Source organism: Microbacterium keratanolyticum, assembly GCF_016907255.1.
Lineage (GTDB): Bacteria > Actinomycetota > Actinomycetes > Actinomycetales > Microbacteriaceae > Microbacterium > Microbacterium keratanolyticum.
Genome location: NZ_JAFBBQ010000001.1, coordinates 1,078,553 through 1,097,401, shown reverse-complemented (window position 1 = coordinate 1,097,401; position 18,849 = coordinate 1,078,553). Strand labels below are relative to the sequence as shown.

Genomic DNA, 18,849 nt, shown 5'->3' with positions numbered 1-18,849 from the left:
ACAGGAGTAATCTCAGGGCATGACCTTCAACCCGAACGCCGATGTGAGCAACAACACGGCCCGTCGACGTGGGCGCACCGCGGCGATCGCCGGCGGCGGCATCGGCATCGGTGCGATCGCCGTCATGCTCATCAGCGCCTTCACCGGTGTCGACCTGACGGGACTCCTCGGCGGGGGCTCCCCGGGCGGGTCGACCGGCTCATCGCAGGGCACGGTCATCGAGAACTGCGAGACCGGACAGGACGCCAACGAGAACGATGACTGCCGCATCGCTGCCGCATCTCTCGCTCTCGACCAGTTCTGGGACGAGAACCTCAACGGCTACGTGAAGCCGTCGCTCACGATCGTCGACGGCTCGACGCCGACGCAGTGCGGCACGGCCTCGAACGCCGTGGGCCCCTTCTACTGCCCGCCGGAGCAGGGCGTCTACCTCGATCCGACGTTCTTCCAGATCCTGCGTCAGCAGTTCGGGGCATCCGCCGGCAATCTCTCGCAGCTGTACATCCTGGCGCACGAGTACGGGCACCACGTGCAGAACCTGATGGGCACCATGGAGGCGTACCCGAACAACGGCACGGGGCCCATGAGCAACGGTGTGCGCATGGAGCTGCAGGCTGACTGCTATGCGGGAGCCTGGGTCGGGGCGATGACGGAGCAGGAGGATGCCAGCGGTCAGCCATACCTCAAGGCTCCGACGGAGCAGGAGCTCACCGACGCGATCAACGCGGCGATGGTCGTCGGCGATGACCACATCCAGCAGCAATCGGGCTTCGTGAACCCGGAGAGCTTCACACACGGCACGAGCGAGCAGCGCGCCCGCTGGTTCGCGACGGGATACAAGTACGGTCTCGGTCAGTGCGACGCCTTCGCGACCGACGACCTCTGAAGATCTGCCTCCAGAGGTAATTCTCGACCCGCGCAGCAAACGGTCCCGCCCACGCGAACCTGTGAGTTAGCGTGGAAGGACGTCCGCATCTGCGGGTTTTTGCAGCGGGCGCTCGGGATCAACCCCAAACGCCTCGGACTGAGGGGTCCTCATGAACTTTGACGCGCTCTATCCGGAGATCGAGCCCGACGAGACCGGCCATCTGCTGGTCGGCGACGGCAACCGCATCTACTGGGAGGTCAGCGGAAACCCCGACGGCAAGCCGGTGGTCTTCGTGCACGGCGGCCCGGGCGGCGGCACGTCGGCGTGGCATCGGCGCTTCTTCGATCCCGAGAAGTACCGCATCGTGCTGTTCGATCAGCGGGGCTGCGGCCAGAGCACACCCCACGCGAGCGAACCCGACGCCGACATGCGCTTCAACACGACGTGGCACCTCGTCGCCGACATGGAGCTGCTGCGCAAGAACCTCGGCATCAGCCAGTGGCAGGTGTTCGGCGGATCGTGGGGCAGCACCCTCGCGCTGGCATACGCGCAGGCGCATCCGACGGCCGTGTCCGAGCTCGTGCTCCGCGGCATCTTCACCCTGCGCCGCTTCGAGCTCGAATGGTTCTACGAGGGTGGGGCCGCAGCCCTCCTTCCCGATCGCTGGGAGGAGTTCGTCGAGCAGATCCCGCCGCTGGAGCGTCCCCGGATGATCGAGGCCTATCACCGACGCCTGTTCGATGCTGACCCTGCGGTGCATGTGCCCGCAGCGATCGCGTGGAGCCGTTGGGAAGCAGCCGCGGTGACGCTCCTGCCGGAGCCCGCGAAGGTCGAGGAGATGAGCGAGGCGCAGATCGCGACCGCCTTCGCGCGCATCGAGAACCACTACTTCGTGAACGGCGGCTGGCTGCAGGAGGGCCAGCTCATCGCCGGCGTCGACGCGATCCGCCACATTCCGGCGGTCATCGTGCAGGGACGCTACGACCTCTGCACACCCATGATGACCGCCTGGGATCTGCACCGCGCGTGGCCGGAGGCTGAGTTCGTCGTCGTCGACGACGCCGGGCACGCGGCATCCGAGCCGGGAATCCAGCGCGCCCTGCGCGCCGCGACGGACGGCTTCGCGGCCAACTGACTTTCAAGGAGCGATGTTCCCCCTGTTTCACGCGATTCGCGGGTGAACATCGCTCCCTGAATTACGCGCGCAGCGCCTGCAGCAGTGTGCGCGCCAGCGACAGCACCCCGCCGCGCGCGCGGAATCGTGTCAGGCCCTCGCTGACCTCGGCGCCGGTGCGGGCCGTCACGAACCACGGCGGCTTCGGCAGGATCGTGAAACGTCCGCCGTCACGCCAGAAGCCCAGCGCGCGAGGGAGCGGACGGAAGGGCCCTCGGGCGACCGAGCGCTCCACGCCATCGAGGAGCAGCGCATTGTGCACGACTCCGATGCCGCTGCCGACATCCTCGATCGTGCCACCGGGGTACGCCCCCCAGGTGAGAGTCGGGGTGAGGAAGGCGAAGGCCGTCCAGGTGTTGATGGCGATCGCGCCATAGCGGAGGTCGGCAATCGCACGCTCGAAGTCCGCCCCGAGGGCCTTCTCGGTGACCGGATCGATCAGCAGATTCGCCCCCAGCGTGCCCTGCAGCTTCTCGTTCGCGTGCGCGACGGCGGCATCGAGGAACGCACGACCCGTGCCGGGCAGCTCGACCACCCCGAGAACGGGGGCGAAATACTCGGTCTGCTCCAGCGCCGTGGCATCGTCATCCGGACCGATCTCGATGAGCAGGCGGTCGGCGAGCACGAGCGCATCCGGATAGGACTCGGTGGCCTGCTGCATCCGCTCTTCGGAACGCGGGTACCAGATGGGGCGCTCCGGAGCCAGGGCGTAGGCGCGACGCAGCGCACGGCGGAACTGATCTGCCTGCGCCCACTCGGATGACAGGATCACGACCTGTCCGGCGATGCAGTTGTGTCCGCAGTTCTGCAGGCGCATCGTGACGATGTGCTCGGCCTGGAACCGCAGATCGGCATCGCTCCACTCGCCGGGCACGACGATGATCGGCGAGACACCGCCGAGCTCCGCGGTGATGGGGGTCGTCAGCTGCGGACGCTCCTCTTTGCGGCGACGCGTGGCGTCCTTGCCCGTGCCCCACACGATCGCGTCGAACGTGGGGGCCGATCCCGTGATGTGCACGTGCGCGAAGGCGTCATGCGCGGTCAGATAGGCGCCGACGTCGCCCGCGCCCTTGACGATCCGCAGGAATCCGGCCCCGATCAGCGGAGCGAACGCGCGCTCGTAGACCGGCACCATCGCATCCTGCGTCGGATTGACCTTGAGCAGGGCGACACGGTTGTGCGCGAGAAGTTCGTACAGCACGTCGAGCACCGGGATCGAGGTGACATTGCCCGCTCCCAGAACAAGGCCGATCCCTCCGGAGACGCCCGGTGTGCGCTGCGCGAGACCGGCTTTCGCCCGCGCCGTGCCGGGCGTGATGCCCGGCTCGAGCCACACCTCGCCAGAGAACCCCGACAGGAGGAAACGGTCGATCCCGGTCAGCGGGAACGCGTGCACGCGTGTGCGGTCACCCGGTGCTCGGGACACCGTCACGCCCTCCAGGGGAGTGTGGCCCGCCGCGAGCTTCGAGAGCGTGTCGATGTACGCGTCGATCGCTCCGAGCGTGCCGTAGGGCCCGCTCAGCCATTCCTCTCCCCGCAGCGGATGCTGCGCCGAAAGACCCTTCGACATCGCGGCTGTCTGTGCCCAGGCGCGGGCGCTCGCTGCCACGGCACGACGAACCGAGCGCAGCAGCGTGACGCGCTGGCCCAGGGTCAGCAGTGCCCACGAGCGCGCGCCACCCTGAAGATCTTCGATCGCGGTTTCAATCGCCTGTCGGGTGGCATCGGCAACGGCGGTGGGCATCGGCGTCTCCTTCGGCGAAGAGTGCGGGTCAGCGACGACCGCGCGGGACCCCCAGCCTACGCCCGGCGCCCGGGCGGAGGCCGGAGATGTGCTCAGCCGGCCGCGCGGGCGTCCGTGTCGGCTTCTGCGGCACCGTCGATGTCGCTGCGCCGCAGACGGTATCCGGCCAGGGTCGTGAGGCTCAGGAGCAGCAGAAGCGCAGGCAGGATGCTGAAGCACACGACGATGCCGGTGATCGCGGCGTCCGGCTGCGTGACCGTCTCCGTGGCGACGCGGGACACGTAGCCCGTCGCAGCAAGGACGAGCGCGACGGTCGAGGCGCCCAGCGCGAAGCCGATCGTCTCGCCGGCGGTCCAGACACCCGTGAAGGTGCCGGCGTGGCCTCGCCCGCTGACCCGTTCGTCGTGCGAGATGACATCTGGCAGCATCGCCATCGGCAGCGCCTGCAGGCCCGCGTAGGCGATGCCCGCGACGGCGACGGAGGCGTAGACCCATGCACCCGGCGCCCAGATCGCACCGGTGATCGTGAAGGCGGCGACGAGGAACAGCACTGTCGCGAACCCGAACGCGCGCTCCTTTCCGATGCGCAGCGACAGCCACTGCCAGAGAGGCGTCGCGACGAGCGCCGGGCCCACGAGTGCGAGGAACAGGAACGTCACGGCGCCCTCCGAACGCAGCACCCAGGTGGCGACGTACTGTGCGCCGGCGAGCATCGTGCCCGTCGCGAGCGCCTGCAGGAGGAAGGTCGCCAGCAGCGCACGGAAGGGGGCGCTGCGTCTCAGGACGTCGATGCCCGCTGCGTACTGCGCGCGGATCCCTGCGGGTGCGGATGCTACGCCTGCGGCGGCATCGGAGGGCACGCCCGCTGCAGCGATGCGCTGCGCCGCAGCATCCGCCGTCCGCGACGCGATGAGCATGCCGATTCCGATCGTGATCCCGGCGACGACGCCCATGAGCAGATAGCCGGTCACCGGATCGCCGGTCAACGCGCGCAGCTCGGGACCGCCCGCACCGAAGAGGAGGATCGCCGCGGTCAGCACGATGACGCGCCAACTGAGCAGACGCGTGCGCTCGTCATAGCTGGAGGTGAGCTCGGCAGGAAGAGCGACGTACGGAACCTGGAACAGGCTGAACGCGGTGGCTGTCGCGAGGAACGCGAGCAGGACGCAGATCGCGCCGGCAACGGGGCCGAAGACCGGCGGCACCGCGAAGGTGAGGGCGAAGAACAGCGGGAGCGTGAATCCGCCGACGACCATGAGCCCGCGCCGTGAGCCGGTGCGGGCGAGCTGCCGATCCGATGCCGCGCCGATGAGCGGATCGATGATGACGTCCCATACCTTCGCCGCCGTGACGATGACACCCGCGAGGAGTGCCGCGACGCCGAGGTTGTCGGTGAGGAAGTAGGTGAGGACGAGACCGGGAAGCGTGGCATATCCGCCCGTTCCGAGCGAGCCCGCGGCATAGCGGGCGACAGTGCGGGCGGGCAGGCGCGAAGGGGCTCGAGTGCGAGCGACGTTGCTCATCGCGTCAGCATATCGGCGCCGGAGCGAGCGTGGGGAAGTCGACGACGGGCCGACGCGGCCGCGCGCCCAGGACGCGCCCACGCGCCGAGGGCGCGCCCTACCCGCGTCGGCAGGGCGCGCCCTCGGCGATACGGCGCGTCGTGGAGAGGTCTCAGATCAGAGCGAGCTCGCGCAGCTTCGACTCGACGTCGGCGTTGGAGGGCTCGACGTGGTGCGATGCATCCGGGTAGACGACGACCGGGATGTTCGTGCGGCCCGAGATGTCCTTCGCGACATCGGCGGCAGCCGGCGTCTCGACCAGGTCGATGTAGGTGTACGCGACGCCGAGCTCATCGAGCTGCTTCTTCGTGCGAATGCAGTCGCGGCACCAGTCCGCGCCGAACATGGTGATGGTGTCAGAGGCAGGTGCAGTCATACCCCCTAGGGTACTGGCGCTCGTCTGGACGGGCGCCGAATGCCTCGGAACGGTGGAGCGTCCGCTCAACCCAGCGCGAGCGCGCCAGGACTCGAAGCGCCCTGCGTGATGATGTCGAGCGCCTGTCGCAGCGACGTGCTGGACGTGTGCGCGGTGTACGGGAAGTACACGACCTCGACGCCGACGGTGCCGAACTCCCGTTCGAGCCGCAGGCCCTTCTCGGTGCCGCGCCAGTCGTCTCCCTTGAAGAAGTGCGTGAAGTGCAGATCGCGCCAGGCATCCATCTTGTCGGGCGCCGTCTCGATGTACACCTCGTCGACGAACGAGATGTGTCGCACGATCTCGGCGCGCTCGAGTGTCGGCACGACAGGTTCGATGCCCTTCACCTGACGCAGCATCTCATCGCTCACGATGCCGGCGATCAGATAGTCGCACTGCTCTTTCGCGTGACGAAGGATGTTCAGGTGTCCCACGTGAAAGAGGTCGAATGCTCCCGTGGCGTAGCCGATACGCGTCGTCATGATCTCCCCAGATCGATCCCCAGAAAGGGCGACTCCCCAGCCACCCGTACGGCTCCCACAGCCGTGTGCCCAGTCTAGGCGGTGACACGCCTTCTGAACAGGGCGAATCTCACAGATCCCGACGCGCGCACGCCGAGCACAGCCGCACATGAAACGATAGAGACCGCAACGTCCGTGCCGCAGAAGGAGAACGTCGTGACCCGCGACTTCACAGTGCTCGTGCCGACGTTCAACGAACGCGACAACATCGCCGAGCTCGTCAGTCGCGCTGCCCGCGCGCTCGAGGGTCTCGACGCCGAGATCCTGTTCATCGACGACAGCAGCGATGACACCGCCGCCGAAGTGGCTCGGGTCGCCGCGGACGCACCGCTGCCCGTGCGCGTGATCCATCGCGAGCGCAACGCGGGAGGATTGGGTGGCGCGGTCGTCCTGGGATTGCGCGAAGCGGACGGCGATGTCTGCATCGTGATGGACGGCGATCTGCAGCATCCACCCGAGCTGCTGCCCGAGCTCATCGCCCGATACCGCGAAGGCGGGGCGGATGTCGTCGCCGCATCGCGCTACGTGGGTGGGGGTGACTCCCGGGGGCTGGGCACGGCGGTCCGGCTCGGGGTCTCGCGGGCATCGACCTGGCTCACCCGCGCGATGTTCCCCGTCCGTCTGGCGCGCAGCACCGACCCGATGACGGGCTTCTTCCTCGTCGACCGGCGACGCATCGACCTCGAGGCCCTCAAGCCGCAGGGGTTCAAGATCCTTCTCGAGATCCTCGCCCGCTCGGATGTGCGCATCGCCGAGGTCCCCATGGAGTTCAGCGAGCGCCGCCACGGCACCTCGAAGGCCTCGCTGCGCCAGGGAGCGACATTCCTCGCGCACCTCGCGCGGCTGCGTTTCGGAAAGATGTCGCTGTTCGCGATCATCGGCGCGATCGGCGCGGTCGCCAACCTCGGCATCATGTGGGCGCTCATCAGCCTGGGCGTCGATTACGTGTGGGCCGCGATCATCGGTGCCGAAGCCACGATCATCGGCAACTTCGTGCTGCAGGAGCGCTTCGTCTTCGCCGACATGCGCCGCGGGGCATCCGGCCTCGGCGTCCGGTTCCTCTCGTCGTTCACCTTCAACAACATCGAGGCGGCGCTGCGCATCCCGCTGCTGGCCTTCATGGTCGAGACCTGGCACTTCTCCGCGATCTTCGCCGCGGCGATCTCGCTCGTCGTCGCGTTCTTCGCCCGTTTCCTCTTCCACTCGCTCGTCGTCTACGCACCGCGGCGCCGAGTCGCGGTCGAGCCCGCAGAGGTGCCCACCGATACGGCCGCGCAGCGCATCATCCGCGCGATCGATGCGGAGGCCATGAAGCCCGGCGAACTCTGAACGCACCCTGCCGGAAAGACGGCCAGCGCTCTAGCATGGAGGCAATCGGCAGGGGGCCGGAGCTTGTGGGGAGCTGTGAAGAGAGCCGTTTTCGAGGCGAAGGCTCGCCTGTTCATGCGGGCGGATCGTCGCGCGCTCGCGCAGATGCTGCAGGACGAGCGGCAGACGGCGGCGGATGCTGCTGCGCTCGCCGCCGCCCGCAGCGCGGAACTTGCGCTGCATGCGTTCCGCACGACGGCGTTCTACCGCGAGCACTACACGTCCGCCGGGTTCTCCGAGGCGGACGTCGCGCAGCCTGAGAACTTCGTCGCCCTGCCCGCGCTCACCAAGCCGATGCTGCAGGACGCCGGCGACGCCCTGATCTCATCGACGTCTGAAGCGCGAGATCGACTGCCCTCCCGCACCGGAGGCAGCACGGGACGACCGCTGCTGGTCTACAACGATCGCACAGCCCCGACGGCGGCTCTGTGGTGGCGCGTGTACTCCTGGTGGGGTGTGCATCCCGCCGATGACGCCGCCTTCATCTATCGCCAGAGTCGTACCGGTGCGAAGAAGCTGCGCTACGACGCGGAATGGTGGCCGACGCGCCACATCCTCCTCGACGCACGGGGCGCGACGGCGGACACCATCGCCGCGTTCGATCGTGAGATGGCGCGGGTGCGCCCCCGGCTCCTCGTGGGCTACGTGGAAGGTGTGGCCGAATACGCGGCGCATGTGGCAGAACAGGGTGGAGCGCTGCGCGGCCTCGCCGCGATCTCGGTCACGGCCTCCATGCTGCATCCGGGCCAGCGTGCGCGCATCGAATCCGCGCTCGGCGCTCCCGTCTTCGACACCTACCGCAGCGCGGAGGTGCCGTGGATCGCGGCAGAATGCGACGCGCACGACGGCCTGCACGTGCTCTCTGACCGGCGCCGGGTCGACATCGTCGACGACGACGGTTTCCCGGCGCCCGCGGGCGAGGTCGGGACGGTGCTGGTGAGTGACTTCGACAACCGGGTGTTCCCCCTCGTGCGCTACGCGATCGGAGATCGCACCGCCGTGCTGCCGGGCGCGTGCGCCTGTGGACGCACACTCGCGCGCATCGCGCCGATCGATGGGCGCATCGCCGATGTGCTGCGCACTCCCTCCGGACGCACCGTCTCGGGCGGTCTCGGCGGGCTCTTCAACGCCTGGCCGGGGGTCGTTCGTCAGTTCCAGGTGCACCAGGCAGCGGACTATCGCGTCAGCATCCGCTACGTGGTCGGCTCGGATGCTGCTGCCGCCGCGCAGGCAGCGCAGAGCGTCTGCCGTACCGTGGCGGGATTCCTCGCGAACGAGGTCGAGGTGGTCGCCGCAGCGGTTACGGCGGTGGACGGCACTGGGGGCAAGGCGCGCCTGGTCATCTCCGAGGCAGCGACATAAAGCCGGAATCGCCCGATCTTTCTCGGTTTCTCTGAAGGGTCGACTTATAAGATGAGCGCACCCAGCGTAGGGACACCAGCACTGGGGCGAGCTGGGGGGACATCGAGTGGCAACGCACTGGACGTTGGAAGACCTGTACCGAGGCATCACGAAATCGTGGTTCGTTCTCGTAGGGACGATCGTGGTGCTGTCCGCTGCGGGGGCGGCGATCTTCCTCATCTACCCGCAGAAGTACACCGCGGCCGCACAGCACACGGTCGAGCCGATCAGCGTGCTCTCCTCCGGGTCGAGCTTCAACACGGTCAACATGGAGACCGAGAAGGTCGTCGCCACCTCGACGAGTGTGCTCACACGCGCGGTCGAGACTCTGGACGACACCTCCGTCGAGGCGCTCCGTGCGAACACCGTGATCGAGGTGCCGCGCAACTCGCAGGTTCTCATCTTCCAGGTCACCGCGAACTCCGCCGAGCTTGCGGCGGAGCGTGCGAACGCGCTTGCGACGGCCTACGGCGAGCAGCGCACCGAGAACGCGCGCGCGGTCGTGGATCAGACGACGGCCGAACTGACGAAGTCGATCACGCAGCTCCAGGAGCTGCTTGCGACGCAAGCGGAGGGCAGCAACGAGCGGGCGGCCACGCAGCTGCAGGTGCAGGCGTTGCTGGATCAGCAGGCGCGAATCGCGGCGACGCCCTTCTACCCGGGAACGCTCGTGACGCAGGCGGAACCGCCGAGGGAATCGAACCGACCGTCGATCTATGTGTTCGTGGCCGCGGGGCTCTTCCTCGGGCTGCTGCTCGGGTCGATTGCCGCACTCATCACGTCGCGGGTGCGCAACGCCCCGGGCCATTCCTACCGTCGCCAGGTGGAGCAGACGTTCGACGAGGACGAGAACGAGGACGTGGAGCCGCAGCGACCGGCCGATCCGCCGCCCGTCGTGCTGGACGATGACGACACGCTCGTCGAGCCGGACTCGGGAAGACTCGTGGCGTCGGGCCCGATCGCGGCCTCACGCCGCCGGCCCAAGCGCCGCCGTTAGGCGACGCGTGGGCCGGACGTGATCAGGAGCCCGTGTAGGCCCAGGTGCGCACGTAGTCGACCTGGAAGTCCAGGTTCTGCGTCGCCGCCTTGTTGTTCGGATCCGGGAGACCCCAGTACTTCTCGGACGGGCCGATGTGCAGGTTCAGTCGCATGTGCAGCGGCGAGCCGAAGAACTCCTGCTTCCACAGGTTCGGGTGCGATGCCGGCGTCGCCCGCAGCATCTCCTTGCCGTCGACGATCACGGCTGCGTAGCTCGGGGTGAACTCGAACGCGTAGGTGTGGAAGTCGTCCCACACGGGGGTCGGGCCGCCGAAGTCCTGGTGGTGCCAGATGTACCGCTGGTTCGCGGCCGGGTCGGCGGTGTGGGTGTGGATCGTCGTCGTCGCGGTGTCGATGCGCTGATCGCGCACTGCGGCGTCGTCGTAGCCCCAGGCTTCCATGATGTCGATCTCACCCGACTGGCTGTTACGGAGCCAGAACGCCGCCAGCGAACCGAAGGTGTTCGGGCCGCTCGGGGTCTTCGCGCGGATCTCCCAGCGACCGTACTGCTGCGCCATCGAGACATCGTCGGACTGCAGCTTGCGCTGGTCGAGGTAGCCGGTCTTGTGCCACAGTTCGCGTGGGCCGGTCTGGTTCGAGGGGCGGATGACGGGCTGGTCGAGCCAGTCGCCGCGGATGTGCAGCACGTCCGCGCCATCGACGGTCACCTGACCACGGTCAGGGACGGCGGCATCGAACAGCAGGCCGAGGTCGTCACGGCCGCGGACGTTCCACTTGCTCGGGTCGACGGCAGGAGCGCCGGTCGCCGGGTCGACGTAGTCGAACTCGTCGCGCCAGGTGGGAGCGCCCCATCCTTCGACCTTGTCGCCCGCGTCGGGTGTGGTCGGCGGAGTCGTGGGTGTCGTCGGAGGGGTGGTGGGTGTGGTCGGAGGAGTCGTGGGTGTGGTCGGCGGAGTCGTCGGGGTCGTCGGCGGCGTCGTGGGCGCGACCGGGGGCGTCGTCTCTGTCGAGGTGTGGTCCTCGCGAACGAAGTGGGCGTCGAAGCTCACGTTCGGGGTCTTGCGGTAGTTCGCGAGCACCTGAACGGCGATCGTGTTGGTGCCCTCCTTGAGTAGCTTCGCAGGCACGGTGAACGTGACCGGTTCCGAGCGCGCCTTCTTGGTCGACGGTGCCGCGGTCGCGTAGCTCTTGTCGGTGATGGTGCCGGCCGGTGCGTTCTTGCGGCCCACTTCGGTGCCGTTCACCCATACGACGATGCCGTCGTCCGCCCAGGTGTTCAGCCAGGCGTACTCGGGGAGGTCCTTGGTCAGTGTGAACGTCTTGCGGTAATAGGACGCGAGCGGCTGCGTGCCGCTGATCGTCGGGAGCACCGTGCCGGTGTTGAGTCCGGTCGTACCGACGCCGAAGGGAGCGGTGCCGGTGCGCCAGCCTGTTCCGGTCGTGTCGGTCTTCCATGTCGAGGCCGGGGCGGTGGTCGCGCGGTAATAGGACCAGCCGGATGCTTCGCGCTTGATGACGGAGCTCGTGGACTTGGTGACGGTGGATGCCGCCTCAGCGGTGGGCGCGGCGACGAAGATGCCGAGGAACACGGCGATGATCGCAAGCGGTGCGAGGAGAAGTCGGGAACGAAGGGGGAATGGAGTTGTTGTGGAGATCATTGTGCGGACGTCTGCCGGGAAGAGTGTCACTCTTCACAGCGGGGAGCAGACGTCAGGGATCGCGGATGCCTGACGATTCCCCTCGCGGCACCCTGGTCTGGGTTAACAGCACCCAGTGTAGGTCAGCTCATCCCCAAAGATCCCTGACAATTTCCGTCGTGCTGGCAATCGAGGCGCGTGAGGAGGCGCCGAAGACGATCGCCTCGACCTGCGCGTGGTCATGAATCCACCGCAGTGCGCGCTGCGGGGGAATGGCGCCCGAGGCGAAGACCGACATGGCGACGGGGCGGAACTCACGCTCGCGCAGCGCCTGCTCGTATGCGGCGATCCCGCCGGACATCCGAAACCCGATCTCGTTGATGTTGGCGCAGACGATCGGGTTGCGGATGCCGACCCGGTCGAGCGTGTCCAGCAGCATCGGGAGGTTCATCGTGATGAATCCCGGCTCGGCGCCGTAGCGTTCGCGCACGTGACGATCGAAGATCGCGAAGGCCTCATCGAAGCCGAGACCGAGCATGAGATCGACGACCACGTTCTGCAGGAAGACGACGGGTGTGTTCAGCCCCTGGAACATCTTCATCTCGGCGTCGATGAGCAGGGTGATGATGCCCTCGATGTCTTTGCGCATGAAGGACTTGCCGCCGCGCAGCGCAGCATTCAACAGGCCCTCCTCCGGGAGGAACTGTCGTACGGCGCCGAGCATTCCGTTGTCGGTCACCGCGTTCGCATACTTGTGGGCGTACGGCATGCACGGATAGAACCGGTAGTCGGCATAGCGCTCCGGGTTCGCGCGCATGTGGTCGCAGACCTCGCCGATGCGGTCGTGTGTGGTGCACATGAGTGTGCGGATGCCGTGGTCGAGAGCGATGTCGATGACGTCGATGATCGCGGACGTGTCCTGAAAGCGGATCGCCTGCGCGCGTGCCTTCTCTTCGGACATGTGATTGATGCCGAAGAACTGGTTGTCCCCCAGAAGCAGAAGATCGAGGGGGCGCGCGGCGGTCTCGGCGTCGGCCATCGTGGCGAGTTCGGATGTTTCGCTCATGCTGTCTTCCTCCGGCCGAACAGGGTGCGGCGTGTGCGGATGCGCATCACGGATGTGGGCGCGGCGGGCCCGAGCGCGGGCGATGTCTCACCCGCAGCATCCGCCTGGATCCATTCGATGATCCGGTCGGTCTGGGCTGCCCCGAGGAAGCCGTTCTGCCGTGCGGTGCGCTCACCTGCGGCGATCGCGGCGATGAAGCTCTCGAGCTGCGCGCTGTACTCCTCGCCACGCAGATAGAAGGAGACGGGCGCGGTGAGATCGGTCGTGTAGCGGATGTTCCATCCGGGGCGGTAGCCCTCCGGGGCGGGAGCGTCGTCACGCAGGAAGACCCGGATCTCCTGGCGGTCGGCGACGATCCGCCCGAGAGTGCCGGTCAGGGTCACGCTCGTCGACATCTTGCGATACGACTCATCGGACCAGTTCACGGAGAGGTGGACGCTGAGCCCGTTCGGATACTCGAGGGTCGAGTAGACCTCGTCGTCGGTGTCGGCGGAGAAGATGCTGTTGAGGACGGAGCCGCGCACCGCCTCGGGTGCACCGAGGTACCAGTGCACGAGGTCGAGCGGGTGGGCGGCGTAGTCGTAGAGGCATCCGCCGCCGCTCGCGCGCTTGGACCGCCAGGTGCCGCCCTTCGCCTGGAGGACGACCGGGCCGTACGCCTCGGCGAGCACATGCGTCACCTCGCCGATCGCCCCGGCGTCGAGGAGGCGCTTGACCTCCTGGAACGTCGCGATGAAGCGGTTGTGATAGCCGACCTGGGCCACCAGGCCGCGGTCTTGCGCGAGGGCCGCGAGTGCCAGCGACTCTTCCGCCCGAAGCGTGAGCGGCTTCTCGCAGAAGACGTGCACGCCGCTCTCGAGGGCTGTGCGCACGAGTGCGGCGTGCGAGCCGGTCGGTGTGGCGATCAGAACGGCCTCGGGACGTGCTTCAGCGAGCATCGCCTCGAGCGTCGAGTACGTCTGCGCGCCGGTGTATTTGTTCAGCACGTCGAGCAGATAGTCGGTGGCGTCGACGACACCCACGAGCTCGACGTCGCGCAGCGCGCGCACGATCGCCAAGTGCGAGAGGCCCATCTTTCCGGCCCCGACGACCCCGACGCGGACGCGCGTCGATACAGATTCTTCTGGCACGCCAGATCCCCTTCCCCAGAGAGCCCCTTCCCAGGGAGGCTCCATTCGCTATAGTAACTGGCACATCGACTTTCTGTCGATGTCTTTCCGGTGGGATGGGGCCCACCGGCGCAGTGGGGAAAGACCAGATGGTGAGCGCATTCGCTCCTCTGTCTGGCGACGTCACACAAGGGGAGTGTGTCAGATGCAAGAGGTTTCCGTCGTCGTTCCGACGCACAACAGGCCGGCGTTCATGAAGAGCGCGGTCGAGAGCGTGCTGACGCAGGAGACGGATGCCACGGGCGAGGTCATCATCGTCTTCGATGCCTGCCCGATCGAGGTGCCCGAGCTCGACATCCCTGCGGGGTGGACGGTGCGCGGCATCGCCAATTCGCGCTCGCGGGGTCTTGCCGGCGCCCGGAACTCCGGCATCGACGCCGCGACCGGACGCCTCGTCGCCTTCCTCGACGATGACGACGAGTGGCTTCCGGGCAAGCTCGCCGCGCAACTGCGACGTTTCGCGGAGGTGCCCGCGGCGATGGTCGTCGGCACAGCGATGCTCGTCGACGACGGCAGCAGCCGGATCGAGCGGCGCGCTCCCGCGGAGGAACTGACGCATGAGGACTTCCTGCGCAACAGGATTCCCGGTGTGCACTCGTCGAGCCTGATGTTCCGGCGTGAGGTGCTCCAGGGAGATCTGGGCCTCATCGACGAAGAGCTTCCGCGCAGCTACGGGGAGGATTACGACATCCTGCTGCGCGCATCGGCGCTGGGGGTCGTCACGGTGGTGAACGAGCCGCTCGTCAAAGTCCTGTGGAACGGCCAGTCGTACTACTTCGGGCAGTGGGCGAGCTATGCCGAAGCGCTGCAGTATCTGCTGGCGAAGCATCCGGATTTCTCCCGTATTCCTCGCGCCCACGGCCGCATTCAGGCACAGGTGGCGTTCGCCCTCGCCGCCAGCGATCAGGGGCCCGCGGCGCGCGAATGGGCCTGGCGGGCGCTGCGCAATGCGCCGACCCAGGTGAAGGCGATGCTCGCGATCGCGATCTCGCGGGGGCTGGTCCGGACGGAGACGGTCACCCGCGTCGTGCAGAAGCTCGGTCGAGGAATCTGACATGAAGATCCTCATCGCCTGCTCCTCCGGAGGACACCTCACCCAGGCGCTCGCGCTGCGCGACTGGTGGGGGGAGCATGAGCGGGTCTGGGCGACGTTCCCCGTCGAGGACGCCCGCTCGCGACTGGCAGATGAGAAGGTCTACGAGATCCACTACCCGACCGTCCGCAATGTGCCCAATCTCCGTCGCAACTTCGGTCTCGCGAGGCGCGTGCTGAAGGACGAGAAGCCTGACATCGTGTTCTCGACGGGCGCGGCCATCGCGCTGCCGTTCTTCAGCCAGGCGCGCAGATTCGGCGCGCGCACGGTGTACCTGGAGCCTGTCGACCGCATCACGACGCCCGGTCTGAGCGGACGTCTCGTCTACCCCTTCGCCGACGAGTTCCTCGTGCAGTGGGATCACATGCGCGCGTTCTATCCCGGGTCCCGCTCGGTGGGAGTGGTGCTCTGATGTCGCGCCTCGTCGTCGTCTCGGCAGGCACCTATCATCTGCCCTTCGACCGGCTCTCGATCTGGATGGAGGAGTGGCTGCGCGACGCCGTCGACACCCGGGTGGTGATGCAGCACGGGCCATCATGTCCCGTCGCAGGCGCAGAGAACGTAGAGATCCTGCCCTATGCCGAGCTCCTCGCTCTGTGTCGCAGCGCCGACGCGGTGGTGCTGCAGGGCGGTGCGGGCGGTGTCATGGACATGAGGGAGCTCGGCATCGTGCCGATCGTCGTGCCGCGTGTGCCGGGTGGCGGTGAGGTCGTCGACGACCATCAGCTGGTCTTCACCGCCGAGATGGAGAAGTTCGGCATCCTGCGTCGTGCGCTCACCCGCGAGCAGCTCGCGCAGCAGCTGCAGGACACGTTCGCGGGCGTCGGCGCCGACCTGCCGCAGGAGATCGCAACGCCGGGCGCCGAGGTCGTGCGTGCCCTCCTGGAGCAGCCCGTCGCCCGCCTCCCGTGGTACGAGCGGCCACGGCGCCTCGTCCGCACCGGAGGCGCCCTCGCCCGAGCCGTCCTTCGGCGCTGAGCTCAGGCGCGTGCCCCGAGGACGGGGACCTTCCGCCACAGCGGAACGATCTGCAGGCGCTCGCGCAGGAGCCAGAGAACGAGTCCGTACACGGCGCACAGCACCGGCACCGCCAGCAGCAGGGCGAGGATGCCGGTACCCAGCCACAGGGTGAACGCGAAGCCTCCCCCTCCGAAGACCGCGACCGGCAGCGCCATCGATGGCACCAGGCGCAACGGCTCCAGTTGCACGCCCATGCCACGGTGCACCTGGAAGGCGGCGATGAGGTTGTCGACGAGCACGACGCCCACCCACGTGACGGCGGCGCCCCAGAGCCCCCACAGTGGCACGAGCAGCACGTTGCCGCCGATGCTGAGGGCGAGGGCGAGCGACTTGTTGTACATCTGCCAGGTGCTCTTCCCGCCCTGCAGGAGGATGCTCTGCAGCATCCCGCACGCCGTCTGGAACATGACCGCCGCGGCCATCAGCGCCATGGGCCCCCATCCGGAGCGGAACTCCTCGCCGAAGATCGCGAGCACAGCCGAGCCCATCGAGATCAGGAGCAGGTAGAACGGCCAGTTCAAGAGCAGCATCGCGCGGACGACGCGCGTGTGCAGCCTCGTCGCCTCGTCGCGCTGCTGGGTGGCGAGCAAGGCGGAGATCGTCGGGGACACCGCGACCCGCATGGCCTTGTCAACGACACCGCCGGCGCGCACCGCACGCGTCAACACCGCATAGACGCCCGCGGCAGCCGGGGAGGCGAGCGCGGCGACGATCAGCACATCGGACCACTCCAGCGCGGTCTCCAGCCCCGAGCTCACCGAACGCGGCGCCGTGAACTTCCAGAAGGTCAGAGCACTCGGGCGGGTGGCGGCGATGCTCTCCCGTCGACGTCGGAAGTCGCGCAGGAGCGGGCCCGCCACAATCGCGAGCGTTAGCACCAGCCACACGGGCAGCGGCCACAGCCAGGCCTCGAAGGCACCCCAGGCCGCAGCTCCCACCATGGTGACGGCGACCGCCACCGTCAGGAGGCGGCTCGCGGGCAGGAGCACGCTCTGCAGCAGGGTGAAGGTCGTCACCCCTCGCAGCATCCGCGCCGCGATCTGCAGCACCCCGATGACGGCGCCTGCGATCACGAACGGTGCCATCGCGCGGAGCAGATCGCTGAGCGCCGCAGCGTCCGCCGGTGACGCGAGCCACGATCCCAGTGCGTCCGCGAAGAACCACATCGCAAGGGAGGCGAGTGCTGAGACGACGGCGACGGGAATCAGGGCGTAGGCGACGATGCGCCACTCCGCACCCGCGCGTCCGAACGCCCGCTGCTCGGCAAGGAAGCGCACGATCGCGCTGTTGGTGCCCAGTCGCAGCACCTGCGTGAGGATCGTGAAGATTCCCATCGCCTGAAAGAACAACCCGGTGCCGTCGGCCCCCAGCGCATTTCCGACGATCGCGGTCAGGACGAGGGCGGCGAGCGCTGCGAAGGCGGAGCCGAAGAGGCTGACGACGCCGCTGCGGGCCAGGCCCTCACTCCTCATTGCGCGCTCTCGCAAAGGGGATGGGCTGTGCCGTCCAGTACGAGGAGTTGCCGAGATACTTCTCACGCAGGAGCACCGCGACCGCGATCCCGACGAAGACGAGCTGGCGGTCGAGACCGTAGAAGATCGACAGGAACGCGGCGACGACGACGCTCGTATGGATCCAGAGGGCAGAGAGATTGGGTGCGCTTGCCGTGCGCACCGCTCCCAGCACGATGGCGCCGAGGAAGAGGGCCAGCCCGACGAACCCGAAGCAGAACATGGCATTCCAGATCGCGCCCTGCGTGCCGACGTAGATCTCGCTCCAGTAGCTGGGCCGCGGCGCACCGAAGCCGAGGACCGGCGATTCGAGTGTGCGCTCGAACGTCTCTGCGTAGAGATTGCCTCGGCCCTCGGTGGTGTCGACGGTCTCCTGGCGTGCGGCGATGCCGTCGAGGAAGCCGGACAGGAACAGCACCAGAGTGCCCGCCAGACTCAGGAGCGACACCCAGACGAAGGCAAGGATGCGCCCGCGCACCAGCAGACAGAACATGACGTAGACGATCGCCCCGGCGATGCCGAGGAAGAGCCCGCGGTTCGTCGTTGCGATCGCCGGCGGAATCGCCGCGACGAGAGCGAGGACGAGGAACCACATCGCGCGGGCCGTGCGGTGTCCGATCGCGGTGCCGATCGCGATCGGGGTCAGCACCGCCATCGCCGCACCCCATCCGTTCGTGTAGGAGAACGGGGCGGAGGGACGCACGAATGGCTCTTCTGCTCCCCAGGGTGTCTGGATCTCGGCCAGGGTCGGGAACACGAGTTCCGAGACGTAGTCGTTGCCGGCGATCGCGTCGGGAAGCAGAAGCCCGATCGTCAACGTCAGCCGGGTCTCCGGAAAGAGCATCCCGAGATAACCGCCGATGATCACGAAGACCCAGATGAAGGTGAGTCCGTTGAAGATCCGTCTCGGAGACAGCGATGAGCGTGCGTTGACGATGTAGACCATCATGATCGCGAGAGCGAGGAACTGACTGATGCGCACGCCCAGTCCGACCGCGCGGCCGACCTGGTCGATCATGAGCGCCGAGGGGATCATCCACAGCACGAACCCGATCCAGGGGAGGATGCCGGGGACGATGAGGATGCGGCGACGCAGGATGAGGAACGCCACCATCGGGATCGCCATGATCACGGACGCGAAAGGCAGAAGGCCCAGAAGCCAGAAGATCGGGTAGCCCCACAGCACCGTGAGTACCGGCCAGGCGGGAAGCACACGCGTCTCGACTTCGCGGTCCGCGTCCTGCCCGGTGGCGGCGAGGAGGGAGCGACTCGGCGACGTGATCAGCGAGGTCATCTCACAC

Annotated in this window: 17 protein-coding genes; 8 read left to right on the top strand and 9 right to left on the bottom strand. The window is 67.6% G+C overall.

The genetic code is table 11. The features are described from left to right. The first annotated feature begins 19 nt into the window (after positions 1-19). Together ypfJ and pip are read left to right on the top strand one after the other, a co-directional pair. Complete coding sequence (gene ypfJ / locus JOD62_RS05260; protein ID WP_204938271.1) at positions 20-886, top strand: KPN_02809 family neutral zinc metallopeptidase; 867 nt, start codon at positions 20-22, stop codon at positions 884-886. A gap of 151 nt (positions 887-1,037) precedes the next feature. Next, positions 1,038-2,003 (top strand): prolyl aminopeptidase, encoded by a 966-nt coding sequence (pip, locus tag JOD62_RS05255; protein ID WP_204938270.1) that lies wholly within the window; start codon positions 1,038-1,040, stop codon positions 2,001-2,003. A gap of 61 nt (positions 2,004-2,064) precedes the next feature. Here pip and JOD62_RS05250 read toward each other — a convergent pair whose 3' ends face one another. The 4 genes from JOD62_RS05250 to JOD62_RS05235 form a co-directional block, all read right to left on the bottom strand. Next, positions 2,065-3,786, bottom strand: coding sequence for an aldehyde dehydrogenase family protein (locus tag JOD62_RS05250; protein WP_204938269.1), 1,722 nt, complete (start codon positions 3,784-3,786; stop codon positions 2,065-2,067). 92 nt (positions 3,787-3,878) lie between these two features. Next, a complete protein-coding gene (locus JOD62_RS05245; RefSeq protein ID WP_204938268.1) occupies positions 3,879-5,309 on the bottom strand; it encodes an MFS transporter in 1,431 nt (476 codons plus the stop codon). A 151-nt stretch (positions 5,310-5,460) separates the two neighbouring features. Further along, positions 5,461-5,724: a glutaredoxin family protein gene (locus tag JOD62_RS05240; RefSeq protein ID WP_204938267.1), complete on the bottom strand. Its 264-nt coding sequence runs from the start codon at positions 5,722-5,724 to the stop codon at positions 5,461-5,463. Between the two features lie 65 nt (positions 5,725-5,789). Next, a complete protein-coding gene (locus tag JOD62_RS05235; RefSeq protein WP_204938266.1) occupies positions 5,790-6,245 on the bottom strand; it encodes an adenylyltransferase/cytidyltransferase family protein in 456 nt (151 codons plus the stop codon). Positions 6,246-6,440: 195 nt separating this feature from the next. Here JOD62_RS05235 and JOD62_RS05230 point away from each other — a divergent pair, with 195 nt between their 5' ends. From JOD62_RS05230 to JOD62_RS05220, 3 genes are all read left to right on the top strand, one after another. Then, the gene (locus JOD62_RS05230; RefSeq protein WP_271171454.1) at positions 6,441-7,613 is read left to right on the top strand and encodes a glycosyltransferase; all 1,173 of its coding nucleotides are present in this window, start codon (positions 6,441-6,443) and stop codon (positions 7,611-7,613) included. Positions 7,614-7,688: 75 nt separating this feature from the next. Next, positions 7,689-9,014: a phenylacetate--CoA ligase family protein gene (locus tag JOD62_RS05225; protein WP_204938265.1), complete on the top strand. Its 1,326-nt coding sequence runs from the start codon at positions 7,689-7,691 to the stop codon at positions 9,012-9,014. Positions 9,015-9,120: 106 nt separating this feature from the next. After that, positions 9,121-10,050, top strand: coding sequence for a YveK family protein (locus JOD62_RS05220; protein WP_204938264.1), 930 nt, complete (start codon positions 9,121-9,123; stop codon positions 10,048-10,050). A 22-nt stretch (positions 10,051-10,072) separates the two neighbouring features. Here JOD62_RS05220 and JOD62_RS05215 read toward each other — a convergent pair whose 3' ends face one another. The 3 genes from JOD62_RS05215 to JOD62_RS05205 form a co-directional block, all read right to left on the bottom strand. Continuing rightward, the gene (locus tag JOD62_RS05215) at positions 10,073-11,710 is read right to left on the bottom strand and encodes a glycoside hydrolase family 16 protein (protein WP_204938263.1); all 1,638 of its coding nucleotides are present in this window, start codon (positions 11,708-11,710) and stop codon (positions 10,073-10,075) included. A 127-nt stretch (positions 11,711-11,837) separates the two neighbouring features. Further along, positions 11,838-12,755 (bottom strand): hypothetical protein, encoded by a 918-nt coding sequence (locus tag JOD62_RS05210; RefSeq protein ID WP_239526557.1) that lies wholly within the window; start codon positions 12,753-12,755, stop codon positions 11,838-11,840. After that, the gene (locus tag JOD62_RS05205; RefSeq protein ID WP_204938262.1) at positions 12,752-13,885 is read right to left on the bottom strand and encodes a Gfo/Idh/MocA family protein; all 1,134 of its coding nucleotides are present in this window, start codon (positions 13,883-13,885) and stop codon (positions 12,752-12,754) included. The genes JOD62_RS05210 and JOD62_RS05205 overlap by 4 nt, the downstream gene beginning before the upstream one ends. Positions 13,886-14,069: 184 nt before the next feature. Between JOD62_RS05205 and JOD62_RS05200 the strand changes: the two genes are divergently transcribed. Genes JOD62_RS05200 through JOD62_RS05190 form a run of 3 tightly spaced genes read left to right on the top strand, consistent with a single transcriptional unit; the run spans position 14,070 to position 15,995 of the window. Further along, complete coding sequence (locus tag JOD62_RS05200; protein WP_204938261.1) at positions 14,070-14,978, top strand: glycosyltransferase family 2 protein; 909 nt, start codon at positions 14,070-14,072, stop codon at positions 14,976-14,978. A 1-nt stretch (position 14,979) separates the two neighbouring features. Next, positions 14,980-15,429: a glycosyltransferase family 28 protein gene (locus JOD62_RS05195; protein WP_204938260.1), complete on the top strand. Its 450-nt coding sequence runs from the start codon at positions 14,980-14,982 to the stop codon at positions 15,427-15,429. Beyond that, positions 15,429-15,995, top strand: coding sequence for a glycosyltransferase (locus tag JOD62_RS05190; RefSeq protein WP_204938259.1), 567 nt, complete (start codon positions 15,429-15,431; stop codon positions 15,993-15,995). Before JOD62_RS05195 ends, JOD62_RS05190 begins: the two co-directional genes overlap by 1 nt. Positions 15,996-15,997: 2 nt before the next feature. Here JOD62_RS05190 and JOD62_RS05185 read toward each other — a convergent pair whose 3' ends face one another. Then, positions 15,998-17,509 carry a lipopolysaccharide biosynthesis protein gene (locus JOD62_RS05185; RefSeq protein ID WP_204938258.1) on the bottom strand — a complete coding sequence of 504 codons (1,512 nt, stop codon included), beginning with the start codon at positions 17,507-17,509 and terminating at the stop codon, positions 15,998-16,000. Beyond that, complete coding sequence (locus JOD62_RS05180; protein ID WP_204938257.1) at positions 17,499-18,842, bottom strand: hypothetical protein; 1,344 nt, start codon at positions 18,840-18,842, stop codon at positions 17,499-17,501. Before JOD62_RS05180 ends, JOD62_RS05185 begins: the two co-directional genes overlap by 11 nt. Between the last annotated feature and the right edge of the window lie 7 nt (positions 18,843-18,849).